The sequence below is a fragment of the Enterococcus sp. DIV1083b genome, from assembly GCF_051713705.1.
GTDB classification, from domain to species: domain Bacteria; phylum Bacillota; class Bacilli; order Lactobacillales; family Enterococcaceae; genus Enterococcus_D; species Enterococcus_D casseliflavus.
Genome location: NZ_JBIOQJ010000001.1, coordinates 1,588,172 through 1,607,867 on the forward strand (window position 1 = coordinate 1,588,172; position 19,696 = coordinate 1,607,867).

Annotated in this window: 15 protein-coding genes; 13 read left to right on the forward strand and 2 right to left on the reverse strand. The window is 42.7% G+C overall.

Annotation, left to right across the window (positions count from 1 at the left end; all coding sequences use genetic code 11):
• The first annotated feature begins 45 nt into the window (after positions 1-45).
• From rapZ to whiA, 3 genes are read left to right on the forward strand one after another with little or no spacing between them, the layout of a single operon-like run.
• The gene (gene rapZ, locus IGI69_RS07305; RefSeq protein WP_438740239.1) at positions 46-936 is read left to right on the forward strand and encodes an RNase adapter RapZ; all 891 of its coding nucleotides are present in this window, start codon (positions 46-48) and stop codon (positions 934-936) included.
• Positions 933-1,934, forward strand: coding sequence for a gluconeogenesis factor YvcK family protein (locus IGI69_RS07310; protein WP_010748165.1), 1,002 nt, complete (start codon positions 933-935; stop codon positions 1,932-1,934). The genes rapZ and IGI69_RS07310 overlap by 4 nt, the downstream gene beginning before the upstream one ends.
• A gap of 18 nt (positions 1,935-1,952) precedes the next feature.
• A complete protein-coding gene (gene whiA, locus IGI69_RS07315) occupies positions 1,953-2,888 on the forward strand; it encodes a DNA-binding protein WhiA (RefSeq protein ID WP_015509605.1) in 936 nt (311 codons plus the stop codon).
• Between the two features lie 87 nt (positions 2,889-2,975).
• Here whiA and IGI69_RS07320 read toward each other — a convergent pair whose 3' ends face one another.
• Positions 2,976-3,491 (reverse strand): DsbA family protein, encoded by a 516-nt coding sequence (locus IGI69_RS07320; protein ID WP_016610143.1) that lies wholly within the window; start codon positions 3,489-3,491, stop codon positions 2,976-2,978.
• 227 nt (positions 3,492-3,718) lie between these two features.
• Between IGI69_RS07320 and nifJ the strand changes: the two genes are divergently transcribed.
• The 4 genes from nifJ to glmM all read left to right on the forward strand — a co-directional run bounded on the left by nifJ (position 3,719) and on the right by glmM (position 11,035).
• Positions 3,719-7,402, forward strand: a complete 3,684-nt coding sequence (nifJ, locus tag IGI69_RS07325; protein ID WP_438740242.1) for a pyruvate:ferredoxin (flavodoxin) oxidoreductase — start codon at positions 3,719-3,721, stop codon at positions 7,400-7,402.
• 268 nt (positions 7,403-7,670) lie between these two features.
• Positions 7,671-8,552: a diadenylate cyclase CdaA gene (gene cdaA / locus IGI69_RS07330; protein ID WP_005235688.1), complete on the forward strand. Its 882-nt coding sequence runs from the start codon at positions 7,671-7,673 to the stop codon at positions 8,550-8,552.
• Positions 8,549-9,640, forward strand: coding sequence for a CdaR family protein (locus tag IGI69_RS07335; protein ID WP_373191940.1), 1,092 nt, complete (start codon positions 8,549-8,551; stop codon positions 9,638-9,640). The genes cdaA and IGI69_RS07335 overlap by 4 nt, the downstream gene beginning before the upstream one ends.
• Positions 9,641-9,679: 39 nt before the next feature.
• Positions 9,680-11,035: a phosphoglucosamine mutase gene (gene glmM, locus IGI69_RS07340; RefSeq protein WP_005225959.1), complete on the forward strand. Its 1,356-nt coding sequence runs from the start codon at positions 9,680-9,682 to the stop codon at positions 11,033-11,035.
• Between the two features lie 291 nt (positions 11,036-11,326).
• Here the strand turns inward: glmM and glmS are convergent, their stop codons facing one another.
• Positions 11,327-13,138 (reverse strand): glutamine--fructose-6-phosphate transaminase (isomerizing), encoded by a 1,812-nt coding sequence (gene glmS, locus IGI69_RS07345; RefSeq protein ID WP_373191937.1) that lies wholly within the window; start codon positions 13,136-13,138, stop codon positions 11,327-11,329.
• A gap of 445 nt (positions 13,139-13,583) precedes the next feature.
• Here glmS and IGI69_RS07350 point away from each other — a divergent pair, with 445 nt between their 5' ends.
• The 6 genes from IGI69_RS07350 (at position 13,584) to clpX (ending at position 19,629) form a co-directional block, all read left to right on the forward strand.
• Positions 13,584-13,874 (forward strand): hypothetical protein, encoded by a 291-nt coding sequence (locus tag IGI69_RS07350; protein WP_005225961.1) that lies wholly within the window; start codon positions 13,584-13,586, stop codon positions 13,872-13,874.
• A gap of 31 nt (positions 13,875-13,905) precedes the next feature.
• Positions 13,906-14,937 carry a signal peptide peptidase SppA gene (gene sppA, locus IGI69_RS07355; RefSeq protein ID WP_156235750.1) on the forward strand — a complete coding sequence of 344 codons (1,032 nt, stop codon included), beginning with the start codon at positions 13,906-13,908 and terminating at the stop codon, positions 14,935-14,937.
• A gap of 2 nt (positions 14,938-14,939) precedes the next feature.
• Positions 14,940-15,770, forward strand: a complete 831-nt coding sequence (locus tag IGI69_RS07360) for an RDD family protein (RefSeq protein ID WP_438740245.1) — start codon at positions 14,940-14,942, stop codon at positions 15,768-15,770.
• Positions 15,771-15,807: 37 nt separating this feature from the next.
• On the forward strand, positions 15,808-16,755 hold the full coding sequence (locus IGI69_RS07365; RefSeq protein ID WP_201689033.1) for a hypothetical protein: 948 nt from the start codon (positions 15,808-15,810) through the stop codon (positions 16,753-16,755).
• A gap of 119 nt (positions 16,756-16,874) precedes the next feature.
• Positions 16,875-18,158 carry a trigger factor gene (tig, locus tag IGI69_RS07370; protein WP_005225965.1) on the forward strand — a complete coding sequence of 428 codons (1,284 nt, stop codon included), beginning with the start codon at positions 16,875-16,877 and terminating at the stop codon, positions 18,156-18,158.
• Between the two features lie 226 nt (positions 18,159-18,384).
• Positions 18,385-19,629, forward strand: coding sequence for an ATP-dependent Clp protease ATP-binding subunit ClpX (gene clpX, locus IGI69_RS07375; protein ID WP_438740248.1), 1,245 nt, complete (start codon positions 18,385-18,387; stop codon positions 19,627-19,629).
• The last annotated feature ends 67 nt before the right edge of the window (positions 19,630-19,696 follow it).

The following is a 19,696-nucleotide window of genomic DNA, read 5'->3' on the forward strand; positions in this document are numbered from 1 at the left end:
GCCCGGCATGATATAATAGAGTTGTTTCAGAAAGGAGTTTTACCTATGACTGAAGTGGATCATTTAGAATTGGTCATTATTACTGGGATGAGCGGAGCCGGCAAAACGGTCGCGATCCAGAGTTTTGAAGATATGGGGTACTTTTGTATCGATAATATGCCCCCAAGCTTGATCCCTAAATTTTGGGAACTGATCAAAGAATCAGGAAAAGTGACAAAAATTGCCTTAGTTGTCGATCTGCGTTCAAGATCGTTTTTTGAAGAAATCCAAAGTATGCTGATCGATATTGAAAACACGAATTTTATTGACACACGGATGCTCTTTTTAGATGCATCGGACAATGAATTGGTGTCAAGATACAAAGAAACGAGAAGAGCACATCCATTAGCGATGGATGGCTTAGTTACGGAAGGGATTCGCAAAGAGCGAGCGATCTTAAACGATTTGAAGACGCGTGCCAGTATTGTTATCGACACAACGACGCTGACTCCACGGCAATTGAGAGAAAAAATCAATCAAGAATTTCGTGCTTCTCATGAGACAGGGTTTCGTATTGAAATACTTTCGTTTGGCTTCAAGTATGGCTTGCCGATCGATGCTGATATTGTGATGGATGTTCGTTTCTTACCGAATCCCCATTACATTCCAGAGTTGCGTCCTTTAACGGGTAAAGATGAACACGTGTATGAGTACGTCATGTCTTTTCCAGAAACGGAAGAATTCTATCAGCAATTTAGTACACTGTTGCAAACGATCATGCCAGGCTATGTCAAGGAAGGCAAAAGCAGCTTGACGGTGGCTATCGGCTGTACAGGGGGCCAACACCGTTCAGTTGCATTATCTGAGCGCATCGGTGCGGTTTTGGCAGAAGACTATCGCGTCAATATTACTCATCGCGACAAAGATAAGCGTAAAGAGACGGTGAATCGTTCATGAAAATGAAAACGTACCGAATCAGAAAGCCGAAGATCGTTGTGGTAGGTGGCGGAACTGGGTTACCAGTCATCCTGAAGAGCTTGCGGAATCAGGGTGTCGACATCACAGCGATCGTTACGGTCGCTGATGATGGCGGTAGCAGCGGCGAAATTCGCAATTTGGTTTCCTCTATCTCGCCACCGGGGGATCTGCGCAATGTTTTGGCGGCTCTATCTGATATGCCGCAACTGTATAATGATATTTTTCAATACCGTTTTAAAGCCGAAGACAAATTTTTAGCCAATCATGCCCTGGGGAACTTGATTATTGCGGCGATTGCTGAAATGCGCAGCAGTACCTATGAAGCCATTCAAATTTTGTCAAAAATCATGCATATCGATGGACGAGTTTATCCTTCGTCAGATCTGCCATTGGTGTTGCACGCTGTTTTTAAAGACGGCACCGAAGCGGTAGGAGAGTCCAAGATCGCGGTTGATCGCAAAACGATCGATCGGGTCTTTGTTCGTAATCAAGAAAATAATGATGAGCCGAAAGCAGCTCGTAAAGTTGTTTCTTCAATTATGGAGGCAGATATGATCGTCTTGGGTCCTGGTAGTCTCTTTACTAGTATTTTGCCCAATCTCATGATTAGCGAGATCGGCCAAGCAATGTTGGAAACACAAGCTGAAACGGTTTATATTTGTAATATCATGACCCAAAAAGGTGAAACTGAACACTTTAGTGATGCCGACCATGTGCGGGTCCTGCATAAGCATTTAGGCAAACCCTTTATTGATACGGTGTTAGTCAACACCGAGAAAGTTCCAGAAGGGTATATGGACCCAGAGATTTATGATGAATATCTTGTACAAGTGAAACACGATTTCCAAGGACTGCGAGAAGAAGCCAGCCGTGTCATTTCAGCTGACTTTCTGGAGCTTAGAGATGGCGGAGTTTTTCATGACGGAGATAAAGTGATTGAAGAACTTCTACGTATCGTTTACGGGGCCAAAATCTAAGAAAGGAGGGATTTTTTTATGTCCTTTGCAGCAGAAGTAAAAAAAGAATTGACCGCATTAGAAGTTCATCGCGAACATGCCAAGGCAGAATTGGCCGCTTTGATTCGGATGAATGGGTCATTAAGTATCAATAACCAGCAATTTGTTTTAAACGTTCAAACAGAAAACGCGGCGATTGCCAGACGCATCTATTCGTTACTAAAAGATCATTACGACGTGCGCAGCGAATTGCTGGTCCGTCGTAAAATGAAATTAAAAAAGAACAACGTTTACATCGTTCGTTTGAAGCAAGATACACAGCGCGTGCTTTTGGACTTAGATATCATGGACGGGCTGATGTTTCAAAGCCATGTTTCTGATGAGATCATGGGCAATACTCAAAAAATGCGTTCCTATTTACGAGGCGCTTTCATGGCATCTGGGTCCATCAACAATCCAGAAACCAGCCGCTATCATTTAGAGATCTATTCCATCTATGAGGAGCATAACCAAGATATTTGCGATATGCTAAACGCATATGGATTGAATGCCCGTCCATTAGAACGCAGAAATGGGTATATCTCTTACTTGAAAGGCGCTGAGAAAATCGCTGATTTTTTGACACTGATCGGTGCCACCAATTCCATGCTGAAATTCGAGGACGTGCGGATCGTGCGTGATATGCGTAACTCAGTCAACCGTTTGGTGAATTGCGAAACCGCCAATATGAACAAAACGATCGACGCTGCTTCGAAGCAGATCGACAATATCGAATTTATTCAAGATCGAGTTGGCTTGCAAGCTTTACCTGAAAAGCTGCAAGAAATCGCCGAATTGCGTTTGGAACATCCCGAGGTCAGCTTGAAAGAGCTAGGAGAAATGATTCCATCAGGAGCGATCTCGAAATCAGGAATTAATCATCGCATTCGCAAAATCAATGAATTTGCGGATCATTTGCGTGAACAAGTCAGTTAATCTAAGTAGTGAATGAAATCAAAAAAGCAGGAGCTTGCATTTGACATGGATTTTAGTGTCAAATCAGCTCCTGTTTTTTGTTAGTGGTTATTCATTGATCAATGCAGTTAATTCCTCAGCAGAGATCGATTCATCAAAAATGTGCCCATCTAAGATAATCGTTGGCACAAATTGAATGTTGGCGTTTTTCGCTTCTTCCACAATTTCTCCTGCGATCGCAGGATGGTCTTGTTCAGATAGCCCTAAGGTATTTTTCGCATATTCTGCCACTTCAGGTAAAGATAAATGACCCCATTCGTCTTGTGTTTGATAAATTTTTGTGATCTCAGCGATCGTTGCCTGAGGATCTGTACTGGAAACAAAGCGGTGCATCACATTGCCTCGTTGCAATGATTCTTTTTCTTTGTCGAATAGTTTGATGACACGGCGTAGTTTCCCAGCTGCGACAGCTTCACCTAAGATCGGTAACGATTCCTCAAACCATTGCCGACAGTAAGGGCAGCGCAAATTCATAAATTCGACGATCGGTTTAGCGGAAGGGTCTCCGATATGTATCCCTGTTACCGCATTTGTTTCTTGTGCTTTGATGATTGAAATATCCATTAAGATTCCTCCTTTTTCTTTTAGTTTACCGAAGTTTCTGCTGAAAGAAAAGCCTCAGGTCTTTTGATTTAAGTCTGTGAAAAGAGGGGGAGAATGAGCTGAATACTATGTATTTCGTTTCACGAAATTATGAAAAATCCCCTGACTGTGCTTTTATATTCCTTGATTTTCAGCTATAATGAATTGTGTTTTATTGTGCAAAATGATGATTAAAGGATGTTATATAGATGAGAAAAAGAAAAACAATGGATGGCAATACGGCAGCAGCCTATATTTCCTATGCCTTTACGGAACTTGCGGCGATCTATCCGATAACCCCTAGTTCAACCATGGCTGAATTAGTGGATCAGTGGTCTGCTCAAGGAAAGCATAATCTTTTTGGGCAGCCGGTGAAAGTGGTTGAAATGCAATCTGAAGCAGGGGCGGCCGGTGTGGTTCACGGCTCATTAAAAACGGGCGCCTTAACGACGACCTATACGGCATCCCAGGGACTTTTATTAATGGTACCAAATATGTACAAGATTGCTGGGGAAATGCTGCCAGGCGTCTTTCATGTCGCCAGCCGAGCAGTGACCACCAATGCTTTGAATATTTTCGGAGATCATACCGACGTAATGGCCACTCGACAAACAGGCTTTGCTATGTTAGCGGAAAGCAGTGTCCAAGAAGTAATGGATTTAGCGCCAGTCGCTCATTTAGCAGCTATCGAAGCCAATATACCTTTTTTAAATTTTTTTGATGGTTTCCGAACCAGTCACGAGATTCAAAAAATAGAGGTCTTAGATTATGAGGAATTGGCTCAGTTCGTTAATCATGAAAAATTGACCGCCTTTCGACAAAAAGCCATGAACCCGAATCATCCGACAACGAGTGGAACGAATCAAAATCCTGATATCCATTTTCAACAGCGGGAAACGATCAATCAGCATTATCAAACATTGCCTGACATCGTTCGTTTTTACATGAAGAAAATCAATGCTTTAAGAGGAACCAACTATGATTTAGTGGATTATTATGGTGCTTCAGACGCCGAAGAAGTGATCGTTTCGATGGGCTCCTCGACGCAAACGATCCAGCAAACGGTGGATCATTTATGCGCTTCAGGCCGCAAGGTGGGGGTCTTGTCGATCCATTTGTATCGACCATTCCCACTAGAAGTCTTCTTAGAAAAACTGCCTGCTACCGTTAAAAGTATCGCTGTATTGGATCGCAGCAAAGAACCTGGTGCCAATGGCGAGTCTTTGCTTTTGGATGTGCAAAGTGCCATGTATGATGCAGCGATGCGGCCGACGATCATTGGTGGACGCTATGGTCTGGGTTCAAAAGATGTGACGCCAGATCAAATCGTTGCCGTTTATGACGAATTGCTCAAACCAAAAGCGAGCCAAAAGAAACGCTTCACCATTGGGATCACGGATGATGTGACGCAATTGTCGCTGCCATCAAAGGGCACGCTAGATCTAACTGATCCATCCACCTTCCAAGCGAAATTCTGGGGATTCGGCTCTGACGGGACCGTCGGGGCAAATAAGTCAGCAATCAAAATCATCGGTGACCATACCGAAAAATATGTACAAGGCTATTTCCATTATGATTCGAAAAAATCTGGTGGTCTAACGGTTTCTCATCTGCGATTTGGGGATACCCCCATTCGTTCTACCTATTTGATCGAACACGCGGATTTCGTTGCGTGTCATACGCCTGCGTATTTGCATACGTATGATTTGCTGAAAGGACTCAAAAAAGGCGGAACCTTTTTATTAAATACGACCTGGTCACAAGAGCAAATCTTAAAAAATTTACCGAAGAAAATGAAACGTTATCTTGCTGAAAACGAGATCCGTTTTTATACCATCAACGCCATGCAGTTGGCAATGGAAGTTGGCTTAGGTGGGCGGATCAATACCGCGATGGAAACAGCCTTCTTTTACTTGGCAAACATCATTCCGACCGAGGAAATCTTGCCGATTTTAAAAGAAGAGGCACTGAAAAGTTATCGGCACAAATCGATGGCGATCGTTGAAAAGAACCAAGCAGCCATCGATCGTACCATCGAATTATTACAAGAAATCCCTGTTCCAAGCAAGTGGGCAACTCTCGAAGTGCCGGAGAGGACATCCACTGCGACAACACAATTTGTGCGGGAAATCGTGGAACCCATCAATCGTCAAGAAGGCAACCAACTAACCGTGGGCACCCTCGTACGGAATCAAATGACCGAAGGGGTGATCCCTGTCGGGACAACAGCGGTTGAGAAGCGGGGCATCGCTGTTGAAGTGCCCGAGTGGCTATCAGATCGCTGTACCATGTGCAATGAGTGTGCTTTTGTCTGTCCTCATGCGGCGATCCGTCCGTTTTTGGCAGATGAAGATGAATTAACCGAAGCACCTGAAGGCTTTATCGTCAGAGAGATGCGAGGCGCGAATGGGCAAAAATATCGAATTCAAGTTTCCGTTGAAGATTGTACAGGTTGCGGCCTTTGTGTGGAAGCATGTCCCGCCAAAGGGAAAGCTTTGACGATGCGTCCTTACGAAGAACAAAAAGAACAAGCTTTAAATTGGGCTTTTGCGATGACTTTACGTCAAAAAGAAAATCCAGCAAAACCAGGAACTGTTTTGGGCTCCCAATTCAATAAACCTTTATTGGAGTTCTCTGGTGCTTGTGCGGGCTGTGGAGAAACCCCCTATGTGAAACTATTGACCCAAATGTTTGGTGATCGCATGATGATCGCCAATGCGACTGGCTGCTCTTCGATTTGGGGTGGAACCTCACCAGTATCCCCTTATACAACCAATCACTTAGGACAAGGGCCAGCTTGGTCAAACTCGTTATTTGAAGACAATGCCGAATATGGCTATGGTATGTTTTTAGCCAATCAAACCCGACGGGAGAAATTAGCAGCCCAGTTGCAGTCGTTGAAAGCCAATGTATCAGAAGAATTGCAGACTTTGATTGATGATTGGGACCTTCATCGAGAAGAAAGTGCTGGGACGCAACAGCGAGCAGCAAAATTGATCGCCGCCTTAGAAGCTGAAGCTGCCACAACACCTCAGCTGAACAAAATCTTGCAGGAGAAAGATTTGTTTGTTAAGCCAAGCCAATGGATGATAGGCGGTGACGGCTGGGCATATGATATTGGGTTTGGCGGTATCGATCATGTTCTCGCTTCTGGTGCAGACGTCAATATTCTCGTGTTAGATAATGAAGTCTATTCTAATACAGGGGGGCAAGTCTCTAAAGCGACACCGACTTCGGCCATTGCTAAATTCGCTGCGAGTGGCAAGTTTGTTTCCAAAAAAGATTTAGGAATGATGGCGATGACCTACGGACATGTCTATGTCGCACAAATCGCATCTGGTGCCAATCAAATGCAAACGATCAAAGCCTTTGAAGAAGCCGAGCGGTTCCGAGGACCGTCAATCATCATTGCCTATACGCCATGTATCACCCACGGTCTTGCAGGCGGAATGCGTCAATCCTTGAAAGAAGCACAAGAAGCAGTTGCATCGGGGTATTGGAGTCTCTACCGCTATAACCCGCTGTTGGCAGAAAAAGGGAAACAGCCAATGACACTCGATTTCAAAAAGCCAGCATTTGATCAAATGCCTGCCTTTATGCAGACACAAGTTCGATTTGCATCCTTGCAGTCTGCCAATCCGAATGCGGCGCAAGCATTGTTTGAAAAAACCGTTTCAGATGCGAAAACTCGTTTCTACAACTATGCCCGCTTAGCAGGTCAAGAAGAAAAAATACGAGCAAAGCTTGAAAAAAAGGTAAGTACTGATGCAGAACAACCAACGGCAGTAAAAACGGAGCGTGTACGAAGAGAAAAACAGCCGTTAAGCGAAGAACAGATCGCTGAAAGAGCAGCACGGCGTGCAGCGCGCGCAAAGCGCCGTCAGCAAGAGTAATCGCTCGCTGAGGAATGACCCTGAAAAACGGTTTGACCCGTTTTTCAGGGTCATTTGTTGTTTTTCCTAAGAAATGAGTGCAAGAAGCTCGTTTAGATGAAATCTTCTAAGACCTTTGACAAACAATGATTTCAGGATAATGGTAAACTAAGTAAAAGAGCTGTTTATTTTTTCAAAACTTTTTCATAAATTTGTTTTTTTTCAAATCTTTGAAGAGGTCCTATGTTATACTATTATCTGAAGTCTTAAGAATAAAGGAAGGCTGTTTATGTTGATAAATTTCAGGGATTTTTTTAATTTAGATTATTGGAGAGAATTGCTCTCATTTGATATATTTTCTTGGTCATTTTTAGTAAATGTTTTAGATGTGATCGTTGTTTGGTACTTGGTTTATAAGCTGATCCAGCTTGTGCGAGGAACAAAAGCGATCCAGTTGTTTAAAGGCGTCGGCCTATTCATTGTTCTAAGGTTTTTGGCAGGTATCGTAGGATTAAAGACGCTATCTTGGTTGATGGATCAAGTCATCACGTATGGGGTGATCGCCGCGATTGTTATTTTCCAACCAGAAATTCGACGAGGGCTGGAGCATCTTGGCCGTAGCTCTTTCTTCAAGACTTCTAAGAATGAAAAACGACGGGATGAAGTGTTGGTCCAAGCGTTGGACAAAGCTGTTCAATATATGGCAAAACGAAAAATTGGTGCATTGATCACGATCGAACGGACGACGGGGTTAGAAGAATATATTGAAACGGGGATTCCTTTAGATGCGGACGTGACGGGCGAATTACTTATCAATATTTTTATTCCCAATACACCGCTACACGATGGTGCAGTCATCTTAAGAGATGATAAGATCGCTGTTGCTAGTGCCTACTTACCACTGTCAGAAAGTCCGTTGATTCCCAAAGAATTTGGGACGCGCCATCGAGCGGCTGTCGGGATTTCAGAAGTTAGTGATGCGTTGACCATTATCGTCTCAGAGGAGACGGGAGACGTCAGTATTACCCTGAATAATCGGATGCTTACTGAGCTTTCGCGACAAGAGTATCTCGACGTGTTGAATCGCGAATTAGTGCCAGAAGAAAAGCCTGGTAAACGCAACTTGCTGCAATCTTTCTTTGAAGGGGTCAACAAAGGAGGAAGAAAATGATCAAGAAAGAACGTCGTCAAAACGTATTTTATGGTATACTAGCGCTGTTCTTTAGTCTGGTTCTGTTTTTCATCGCCAGCGGATCAAGCCTGCAAGTCAACCTTGCAGGAACTTCAAATCCTTATGAGGAAGAGATCGATAATGTACCGATTCAGACCACCTATGACACAGATGAATACTTTATCCAAGGATTTGAAACAACAGTAGACGTGACTTTGTCTAGTCGAAATCGGGTGCAATTGAATGCTGAACGTAGCGAGGAAACGCGGAGCTTTCGAGTAGTTGCTGATTTGACTGGACTTGATGAAGGAACCCATGAGGTCCCTTTAGAAGTGAACAATCTTAGCTCAAGTGTGACAGCCGAAATCGAACCCAAAACCGTCACTGTGACGATCGAGAAAAAAGTCACCCAAACGTTTACCGTTGAGCCAGTCATCTCGACTGATGGAGCAACGAGTGGTTACGGCGTTGATTCAATGAGTGTTGAACCGCAAGAAGTAGAGATCACTACTGGCGACAAGACACTGGCAGAAATCGACCGAGTGGTAGCGATCGTGAATCCAGATGATATTACTGGCGATTCGATCACGGTGGATGGAACGATCGAGGCTTGGGATAGTGAAAACAATCCTTTAGCGATCATTCCTGAGCCAGATTCGGTCGATGTGGCATTGATGATGGAAGCACCAAGCAAAGAAATTGAATTGTTTGTCACTCAACAGGGGACAACACCAGATGGGATCTCTCATTACATCTACCGGATGAGTAGTATCAGTGCGGTGCTAACAGGACCACAAAGTATTTTGGATGAGACCCAGCAGATCGGTGTCCCAGTGGATGTTAGTGAGATCACAACCACGACCGAACGGACAGTAACGATTCCAGTACCAGAGGGAACAACGATCAATCCAACAGTTGTGACGATCCAAATCACTCCGGTTGCAGAAACAACTACTGAGAATCAATCAAACAATGATGGCGATGAAGCAACGAACAGTGCGAATTCTCAAGCCAATTCTTCGACAGTCGACACGACGCAAGAACAAACAGAGAATTCCGCAAGCAGCACGACGACAAGCAGTTCTTAGTCGTTTGACTGTAGAGAATGAATAAGAGAGGTTATTAAAATGGGAAAATATTTTGGTACTGATGGTGTTAGAGGAGAAGCAAACAAGGAGTTGACACCTGAATTAGCATTTAAATTAGGTCGTTACGGCGGCTATGTATTAAGTCAGCATGAAACTGGTGACCGCCGTCCCCGCGTTTTGGTGGGACGGGACACACGGATTTCTGGACAGATGCTAGAAAATGCATTGATCGCTGGACTATTATCTGTCGGGATCGAGGTATTCCAATTGGGTGTTATTTCTACACCGGGTGTTGCGTACTTGACGAAAGTGCAAAAAGCGAGTGCAGGTGTAATGATCTCTGCCTCTCACAATCCTGCACAAGACAATGGCATCAAGTTTTTCGGGAATGATGGCTTTAAATTAGTCGATGAACAAGAAGCTGAAATTGAAGCATTACTTGATGCGCCGGAAGACACACTTCCACGTCCTTCTGCCGATGGCTTAGGAACGGTGGATGAGTTTCCAGAAGGGTTGTTGAAATACTCTCAATTTCTACGTCAAACGATTCCTGATGATTTGGAAGGAATCACGGTGTGTGTTGATGCAGCAAATGGCGCAACAGCAACAAGTGTCAATCGTTTGTTTGCCGATCTAGAAACAGAATTCTTCACAATGGGGACGTCTCCAGACGGGTTGAACATTAATGATGGTGTGGGATCGACTCACCCTGAAGCGTTAGCTGAATTTGTCGTTGAAAAAGGGGCGGATGCTGGTCTTGCGTTTGATGGAGATGGTGATCGGGTCATCGCAGTAGATGAACTAGGAAACATCGTTGATGGCGATAAAATCATGTATATCTGTGCGAAATATTTAGCGGAGCAAAAGCGCTTGAACCAAGGAACGATCGTGACAACAGTCATGAGCAATTTAGGGTTCCATAAAGCAGTGGAAGCAATTGGACTGAAAGATGTCATCACACAAGTCGGTGACCGTTATGTCGTCGAAGAAATGCGTAAAAACGATTATAATTTTGGTGGCGAGCAATCAGGTCACATGATTTTCTTGGATTTCAATACGACAGGTGACGGTTTGCTATCAGGAATTCAACTATTGAATATCATGAAACAAACGGGCAAGAAACTGTCGGAATTAGCAGGAGAGGTAACAATCTATCCACAAAAACTTGTCAACATTCGAGTGACAGATAAAAATGGCGCGATGGATGTTCCAGCTATCCGTAAAATCGTGGAAGAGACAGAAGCAGAAATGAACGGCGAAGGCCGTATTTTGGTTCGTCCTTCAGGAACAGAACCATTGCTTCGGGTGATGGCAGAAGCGCCAACCATTGAAAAAGTCGACTACTATGTTGAAAAAATCGCAGCGGTCGTTCGAGAGGAAATCGGTGCGGAATAAATGAAGAAGTAAGACGATCAAAGACATCCTTTGGTCGTCTTTTTTGTCTACTTACCAGCAAGAAGCCAACTTGCGAATTAGAGAAACTTGTCAACGATTTTGTCGGCAACGCTTAACAGAGGAGACGCAGCGGGCAAGCCTTGCGAAGGATAGTTGCTTTTAAAAGTCTTTTCGGATTTGTTGTGCAGTAGACAAGAAAAAAAGAACCCCTATGAACGATCGAGTCATCGAACGAGGAGTTCTTTTTATTATTCAGAAGATAACCAATTCGGTTTCAATCTTTTAAAAAACTTATTCAACGGTAACGGATTTTGCTAAGTTTCTTGGTTTATCAACGTCGAATCCGCGCTGTAAAGTGGCAAAGTAAGCCAGCAGCTGTGTTGGAACGACTGCCACTAAGCTGGTTACCAATGGGTGAACGCTTGGTAAAATGATTTGATCAGTCGCTTTTGCTAATTCTTGGCTAACGATCACAAGGGTATGAGCCCCACGAGATTCGACTTCTTTCAAATTGCCTCGCGTATGAGAGCCGGTCACTTCTTCCGTGATCACACCGATCACTGGTGTACCTTCTTCGATCAACGCGATGGTGCCGTGTTTTAATTCACCAGCCGCAAAGCCTTCCGCTTGGATATAAGAAATTTCTTTTAATTTCAATGCCGCTTCCATCGATACATAGTAATCATTTCCACGTCCAATGTAAAACGCATTACGGGTTTCGGAAAGGAAATCCTCAGCAAATTGACTGATAACAGCTTTTTCATCCACTAAAGCCTCCATTGCAGAAGCAACGATGCTTAGTTCATGGAAAACATCAAAGTCCAATGCTTCAGGAACAGCTTTTTCATCACCAATGGCTTTTGCTAATAACGTCATCACTGCGATCTGTGCAGTATACGCCTTTGTAGAGGCAACAGCGATTTCTGGACCAGCATGAAGCAATAAGGTATGGTTCGCTTCTCGAGAAAGAGTAGAACCAGCAACGTTGGTAATCGTCAGACTAGGAAGACCTAACTGGTTGATCGTCACTAATACTTGACGGCTATCTGCCGTTTCACCACTTTGTGATAAGAACAAGAAGAAGGGGTTTGCTGACAACAATGGCATGTTGTAGCCAAACTCACTAGATAAATGAACCTCAACAGGAATCTGTGTTAGTTTTTCTAAAATGGCTTTTGCTGCCCAGCCAGCATGATTGCTAGTACCACAAGCAATGATGTAGATCCGATCGCTAGCTAAAAGTTCGTTTTTTAACGCTGGATCGATCACTACTTCACCAGATTCTCCTTGATATTCTTGAATCAAGCGGCGCATCACAGTTGGTTGATCATCGATTTCTTTTAACATGTAGTAAGGGTACGTTCCTTTTTCGATGTCAGTCAGATCTAGTTGTGCTTCATAAGACTCACGGTACACAAGGTTTCCTTTTGGATCTTCGATTTCGATTGTATCGGCTGTTACGGTCACCATTTCGCCATCTTCGATCTCAACAAAATGAGTCGTTTGATCGAGCATTGCTAAGGCATCGCTGCAGATGACATTGAACCCATCTCCCAAACCGATCAATAAAGGACTTTTGTTTTTGGCAACATAAATGGTTTTTGGATCATTTTTTTCTACTAAGGCAAAGGCATAAGAGCCGCGAATCAAGGACAAAGCTTTTTTAAAGGCTGCTTTGGTCGTGCTGTTGTCTTGCTCCTTCAATGCTTCAATCAAATGAACAACGATTTCCGTATCTGTTTGACCTTCAAATTGGTGGTTGCTTAAATATTCTTGATGAAGCTCTTCAAAGTTTTCGATCACACCGTTATGAACCAACACGAGTGCTTGGTTTGCTGAAGTATGAGGATGAGCGTTCATTTCTGATGGCTTGCCGTGGGTCGCCCAACGGGTATGTCCGATACCGATCGTTCCTGTTACTTCAGAAGTCACTTTTTCTTCCAAGTTTTTGATTCTTCCTTGGGCTTTAATTAAGTGATCCGAAGTCCGATCAGCGACATAAAGACCTGCTGAGTCATAGCCGCGATACTCTAAGCGTTCCAATCCGTTCAAAATAATTCGTTCTGCATTTGATTTTCCTACGATTCCTACAATTCCACACATAATGATAATCCTACTTTCAAAAAATTTAGTTTGGCATTATGTATTTCTATCTGCGTAGCAAGTCTTTGTCATCATCTTACGATGAGATTTGTTCTTGCCTGTAGAGTGCAGTCCCTAGAGTCATCCGCCGAATGTTTCGATAAACTCTTTCCTCGTCATCTGTTTCCAGATCAGGCGCTATCCTTATTGGTCTATCTATCCTCCTTGTGAGATATTTTATAGAAATACAAGCAATATCATAATATTTATTCCTGTCTCTGTCAACTGTAAGTTATATAAAAATAATTGGTATAGTTATTGGTAAGGTTGATTTGAACCTGTGTAAAGGAAATCAAAACAGCTGACATAGCTTTGTCGAATAAGATTCCCAAGAAATTTCCTCATAAAGCTATGCTTTTTTTTTTAAGTTCGCTACAATAAAAAAGTAAGAAAGTGAGGGAATGAAATGCCAGAATTTGTAAATTGTATGACTTTTTCCGAGCTAAAGAAAATGGTAGCTGCGATAGAAAAAGATCCTAATGTCACAGATGAAACAAAGGTCATGTTGGATACGGGCTGGGACAGCTTGCAAGAAATTTTGCCTGGATCAGTCACCGTGGAAACCGCGCAAACATTCGAAGTCCAAGATGAACTAACAAAGGAATTTTTTGGTGGCTACGTCTTAGCTGAAAAAAGTGAGAAATTTGATGCGGTTGGAGACGAAGAAGCAGTGATCGTCATCAAAAATCTATACTAAAAATGGGAAAGGTGAAAAGTTAGGTGGGAGAATGAATAAAAGAAGATGGATCGCAGTGGCGATCGCAGCAGGGTTATTTATCTGCTCGGGGGTTTTTTCAGTAATCACAAATCGTCCAGAGCAAGAGGAAACTCAGACGTTACAAGGGTTAAATGCTTTGTTCTATGGAAGTAATGCGATCGAAGAGACAACGTTAGTTGCCGGAGATCAAGACAATCGCATCGTTCGCTTATCTTTAGAAGGAACCATCGCCAGCAGCTCCAGTGGCGGTTTATTCACAACGGAATCTTATGATCATCAGCGGTTTTTGGAAGAACTACGGATGATCCAAGAAGATCCAACTATTGGGGGCATCTTGATGGAAGTTAATACCCCTGGAGGCGGCGTCTATGAAAGTGCGGAGATCGCTCGGGAGTTAGCAAAAATCAAAGAGTTAGGGATTCCGATGTATGTCAGTATGAAAAACATGGCAGCCAGTGGCGGTTATTATATCTCGGCAGGTGCTGATAAAATTTTTGCAACGGATGAAACCATTACTGGTTCAATCGGGGTGATCATGTCAGGGCTAAACTATGCTGGCTTATTCGAAAAGCTAGGGATCGAAGACAATACGTATAAAAGTGGCGCACTAAAAGATGTAGGTTCATCAACGAGAGAACCCACAGAAGCCGACAAGGAAGTCTTGCAGACCTATGTCGACAATGCCTATGGTCGGTTCGTAAAAATCGTAGCAGAAGGACGTGGCATGACAGAAGAAGCCGTTAGAAAGATCGCTGATGGCCGCATCTATGATGGGCAGCAAGCAGTGTCCGTTGGTTTAGTGGATGAAATCGGTTTTCCTGAAGATACATTAGCAGCAATGCAAGCAGATCTAGGCTTGGAAGATGCCGAGATTTTCAGCTATGATGTTTCCTCTACTGGATTTGCTTCTACTTGGTTAGGTTCAAGTTTAGCCGAACTGCAAGGATTAAAAGAATCAAACACAGAGCGAGTGATCCAATTGATGGAAAGCCTTGGAACCAGCGATGCTCCGAAACCTCTTTATTACTATGGAGGTGAATGACTATGACAGAGAAAAACAAGTATTCCGCTGGCACATCGTCAACGGATGACAATCACACAAGTACGTCAATCGATCAAAGGGAACAGCGGGAAACCTCGACACCGTCAACCGGTCATACGGATGTGCCAACTGAAGCGCAGGTTTCAGAAACAACCGAACCAGTAAACGCCAGCAAAGCGATGAGGAACGCACAAGTAAATCATCCCGATGATTTTTACCAACAAGTCTTGACGTCTTTTAAGGAAGAAGAGTATACCCAAAGCGAGATCGAGGAAAAACAACAAGCCTGGCAACGGTATGAAGAACCTGAAAAACAGGCAGAAGACAAACGGTTCTTCAATGATTTTCCTAGCTACTTTTTTGCTGGGTTTTGGATTCGTTTCTTTGCTTATCTCGTTGATGTGTTGGTGATCCGAGCGATTACTCAAATAACGATCGGTAGTATCTACAATCTAGCGAATTTAACGGCAACCAATCAGCGGTTTGGCCTTTACAACATCTGTGCCTTAGCAATCTATCTAGGCTATTTTGTTCTAATGACAAAGCTAAATCATGGTCAAACGATTGGAAAAATGCTTTTTGGCATTCGAGTGGTTTCTTTTGTAGAGGAAGAACTCAGCTGGCAAACTGTGTTGATTCGCGAGCTTTGCGGACGCTACGTATTACAATTCAATCTTTTCTTTTATCTTGGTTATTTACCGATCGCCTTTAATAAAAATAAGCAGCAGGCTGCGGATTATTTTGCAGAAACCAGTGTGGTGACCATTAATCTGATCAAAGCTTTCAATAAACAAGTGGATGCCAATCACGTAATGATTGGCGCACAAAACTAACTAGCAGATCAAGCAAGTAGTAAAGGAGGGATCGAGAATGGGTGAGACGATTGATTTCCCAGGACCAAATGAACGGCTTCGGCTGGCGGCAGAAAAAGCCTACCAGTCAAAGGAGTTTTTGCAAGCTTTTCGCCTGTACAATGAACTCTATCAAAAAAATGCCAGTTTTGAGATCAATCAATGGCTGGTTGAATGTCTGCAGCAGTTGAATGATTTTGCCAAAGCGTTAGATCTGGCGGAAGACTATTTGGATGATTATCTAAAAGAAACCGACGGGTATTTACAAATTGGTCATCTGCTGATCTTGGATGGTCAGTATTTAAAAGCTCGGCGCTGGCTTACATTAGGTAAAAAAACAAAAATTGCAAGCCGCTATCAGGAACAGTTAGCAAGTGAATTAGCAAAGGTAGAAGAAGTTCAGCAAATTTTAGGACTGGAAGATTTTCATGGGAAACGCAAGCATTTACGTGCATTAGATGAAGCCAATCAACCGGTGAGTGCAACAGAATGGCACGTTTTTACCCAAGCCATTACCAAACCACAATTTGTCACGCTGATGCATGAAACGTTAGCTTCCATCAAAAATCCATATTTACTGCCCAAATTAGTGGATGAGCTCGTACGTCTTGAAGTGGACGAACCTTTTGAACTGATCGATTACCTTGGGAATATGCAGCAAATCGTTCCGAAAGAGTTAAAACTTTTGCAAGAAGATGCCGCTGTTAAAGCGATCCAGAAAGAGATTGACGAAACGATCGCCCAAGAAGATCCGATTTTAGCAGAAAGCGTCTCAGCAGAGATCAATGATCATTTAGCCATCAGCTACCCATTTTTACCTGCAAAAGAGGAGGCAAAAGCATGGGTGGCAAGCTACATTGAAGATTATCGTGGGTTATTTGAAGAAAAAGAACAGCCAAAAGCAGCGAATGAAATAGAAGAACGCAAACGACACCTACGCAATATCCTACGATTGAGCATTCGCTGAAAGAAAAATTCGCAACTTTCATGGTAAAATGTTTACAATTAAACAACGTTAGTGTACTATTTAAAGGTATGCATGAAGCTATTTCATATGTAAATCAATTAATATTCGGAGGGAAATAAATGACTGCAAAATGGGAAAAAACAGGCACCAATGATGGTGTTTTGACATTTACGATCGCTCAAGCAGAAATCCAAAAAGGCTTGACGACTGCATTCAATAAAGTGAAAGGCAATCTTAACGTACCTGGCTTCCGTAAAGGGAAAGTTTCACGCCAAGTATTTAACCGTATGTACGGCGAAGAAGCGTTGTATGAAGATGCATTGAACGCTGTTCTTCCAGAAGCTTATGAAGCTGCTGTAAAAGAAGCAGGGATCGATCCTGTTGCGCAACCAAAAATCGACGTTGACAGCATGGAAAAAGGCCAAGATTGGGTTATCAAAGCAGAAGTTACTGTAAAACCTGAAGTAAAACTTGGTGATTACAAAGAATTAACAGTTGAAAAACAAGACCGTGAAGTAACAGAAGAAGACGTGGATGCACGCATCAAACGTGAACAAGAAGCACAAGCTGAATTAGTTATCAAAGAAGACGAAGCAGCTGAAAATGGCGACACAGTCGTTATCGACTTTGAAGGCTTCTTAGGGGAAGAAACATTTGAAGGCGGCAAAGGTGAAAACTACTCACTTGAACTTGGCTCAAACTCATTCATCCCTGGTTTTGAAGAACAATTAGTAGGAACAAAAGCTGGTGATAGCAAAGACGTTACCGTTACTTTCCCAGAAGATTATCAAGCAGAAGATTTAGCTGGTAAAGAAGCAGTCTTCAAAGTAACTGTTCACGAAGTAAAAGCAAAAGAACTTCCTGAATTAGATGATGAATTCGCAAAAGACGTTGATGACAGCGTTGAATCATTAGCTGAATTAAAAGAAAAATACCGTGCTGAATTGACTGAAACAAAAGAAAAAGCAGCTGAAGATGCAAAAGATGAAGCTGCGATCCGTCAAGCAGTTGAAAACGCAGAAATCGTTGAATTACCACATTCAATGGTTCATGATGAAGTACACCGTTCAATGGATGAATTCTTGAACAATATGCAACGTCAAGGAATCTCACCAGAAATGTATTATCAATTAACTGGTTCAACTGAAGCAGATCTGCACACACAATTTGAAGGTGAAGCAGAAACCCGCGTGAAAACAAACCTTGTTATTGAAGCAATCGCTAAAGCAGAAGGTTTGGAAGCAACAGAAGAAGATATCGAAAACGAAATCAAAGAACTTTCTGAAGCTTACAACATGCCAGTGGATCAAATCAAACGCGTCTTAACAGAAGACATGTTGAAACATGATATCACGATGAAGAAAGCAGTTGAACTTGTCACAGGTACTGCAAAAGAAGCGTAAGCAACATGCTTAAAAACGGCGAACATCTAGCGGTGTTTGCCGTTTTTTCTTGGGAGTAAGAGGGGCTAGTTTAACAATTACTAACAAATGATAAGAAAACGTTAGGCAACGTAAAAAGAACTTTTTCTTTCAAAAAAGTTATGATATGATTGTTTAAGACTGCAAAGTTAGTAAACAAAATTCCACTCCTTTAAATAGGTTGGAAAATTTTCAAGGGGTGAACAGTATGTACGATAATACAAACGGTAATGAAGCTGTTCGTTGTTCTTTTTGTGGCAAAACGCAAGAAGAGGTGAAAAAGATCGTTGCAGGTCCTGGGGTCTATATCTGTAATGAATGCATCGATTTGTGTAAAGAAATCATTGATGAAGAGTTTTACGAAGAAGCAGTTCGGGAATTTACCGAAGTGCCGAAACCGCAAGAATTACTGAATGTTCTCAATGAATATGTGATTGGACAAGATCGTGCGAAACGGACATTGGCTGTAGCAGTTTACAATCACTACAAACGGGTCAATGTAGAAACGACAGCAGAAGATGTAGAATTACAAAAAAGCAATATTTGCTTGATCGGACCAACAGGTTCTGGGAAAACATTTTTGGCACAAACGTTAGCACGTTCACTAAACGTGCCTTTTGCAATCGCTGATGCAACCAGTTTGACAGAAGCCGGCTATGTCGGTGAAGATGTGGAAAACATTCTTTTGAAACTGTTACAAGCTGCTGATTATAACGTAGAAATGGCTGAAAAAGGGATCATCTATATTGATGAGATCGATAAAATCGCCCGTAAGAGTGAAAATGTATCGATTACTCGTGACGTATCCGGTGAAGGCGTACAGCAAGCTTTGCTGAAGATCCTAGAAGGAACGACTGCTAGTGTACCGCCACAAGGTGGACGGAAACATCCACATCAAGAGATGATCCAAATTGATACCACCAATATTCTCTTTATTGTTGGCGGGGCGTTTGACGGAATCGAAACCATCGTTAAAAACCGTTTAGGTGAAAAAACAATTGGTTTTGGCACGAACAATAAGCGCCTTGAAGAAGGCGAAAGCGTGATGCAGCAAATCATTCCTGAAGACTTGCTTAAATTCGGTTTGATTCCTGAATTTATTGGCCGCTTGCCAGTGATGGCTGCGCTAGAGAAATTAACAGTAGATGATTTAGTGCATATTTTGACTGAACCAAAAAATGCGCTGGTCAAACAATACCAAAAGTTAATGGCATTAGATGACACCGAGCTGGAATTTGAGCCAGAGGCTTTGCGTGCCATTGCTGCGCAAGCCATTGAGCGAAATACCGGTGCTCGCGGGTTGCGTTCGATCATCGAGAATATCATGATGGATGTCATGTTCAATGTCCCTTCTGATGAGTCGATCCAAAAAGTCACCATCACGGAAGAAGCGGCAAAAGGACTTGGTGAACCAAAAATCATTTACAATGAAGAGACCAAAAAAGCAGTCTAATCGAGACCAAGTCGGATAGTTTCATTGCTATCCGGCTTTCTTTTTGAAAAAATAGAAAGGAGCGATT

Coding starts and splice junctions, on each gene's coding strand:
- rapZ (WP_438740239.1), top strand. CDS start 46: ATGACTGAAGTGGATCATTTAGAATTGGTCATTATTACTGGGATGAGC.
- IGI69_RS07310 (WP_010748165.1), top strand. CDS start 933: ATGAAAATGAAAACGTACCGAATCAGAAAGCCGAAGATCGTTGTGGTA.
- whiA (WP_015509605.1), top strand. CDS start 1,953: ATGTCCTTTGCAGCAGAAGTAAAAAAAGAATTGACCGCATTAGAAGTT.
- IGI69_RS07320 (WP_016610143.1), bottom strand. CDS start 3,491: ATGGATATTTCAATCATCAAAGCACAAGAAACAAATGCGGTAACAGGG.
- nifJ (WP_438740242.1), top strand. CDS start 3,719: ATGAGAAAAAGAAAAACAATGGATGGCAATACGGCAGCAGCCTATATT.
- cdaA (WP_005235688.1), top strand. CDS start 7,671: ATGTTGATAAATTTCAGGGATTTTTTTAATTTAGATTATTGGAGAGAA.
- IGI69_RS07335 (WP_373191940.1), top strand. CDS start 8,549: ATGATCAAGAAAGAACGTCGTCAAAACGTATTTTATGGTATACTAGCG.
- glmM (WP_005225959.1), top strand. CDS start 9,680: ATGGGAAAATATTTTGGTACTGATGGTGTTAGAGGAGAAGCAAACAAG.
- glmS (WP_373191937.1), bottom strand. CDS start 13,138: ATGTGTGGAATTGTAGGAATCGTAGGAAAATCAAATGCAGAACGAATT.
- IGI69_RS07350 (WP_005225961.1), top strand. CDS start 13,584: ATGCCAGAATTTGTAAATTGTATGACTTTTTCCGAGCTAAAGAAAATG.
- sppA (WP_156235750.1), top strand. CDS start 13,906: ATGAATAAAAGAAGATGGATCGCAGTGGCGATCGCAGCAGGGTTATTT.
- IGI69_RS07360 (WP_438740245.1), top strand. CDS start 14,940: ATGACAGAGAAAAACAAGTATTCCGCTGGCACATCGTCAACGGATGAC.
- IGI69_RS07365 (WP_201689033.1), top strand. CDS start 15,808: ATGGGTGAGACGATTGATTTCCCAGGACCAAATGAACGGCTTCGGCTG.
- tig (WP_005225965.1), top strand. CDS start 16,875: ATGACTGCAAAATGGGAAAAAACAGGCACCAATGATGGTGTTTTGACA.
- clpX (WP_438740248.1), top strand. CDS start 18,385: ATGTACGATAATACAAACGGTAATGAAGCTGTTCGTTGTTCTTTTTGT.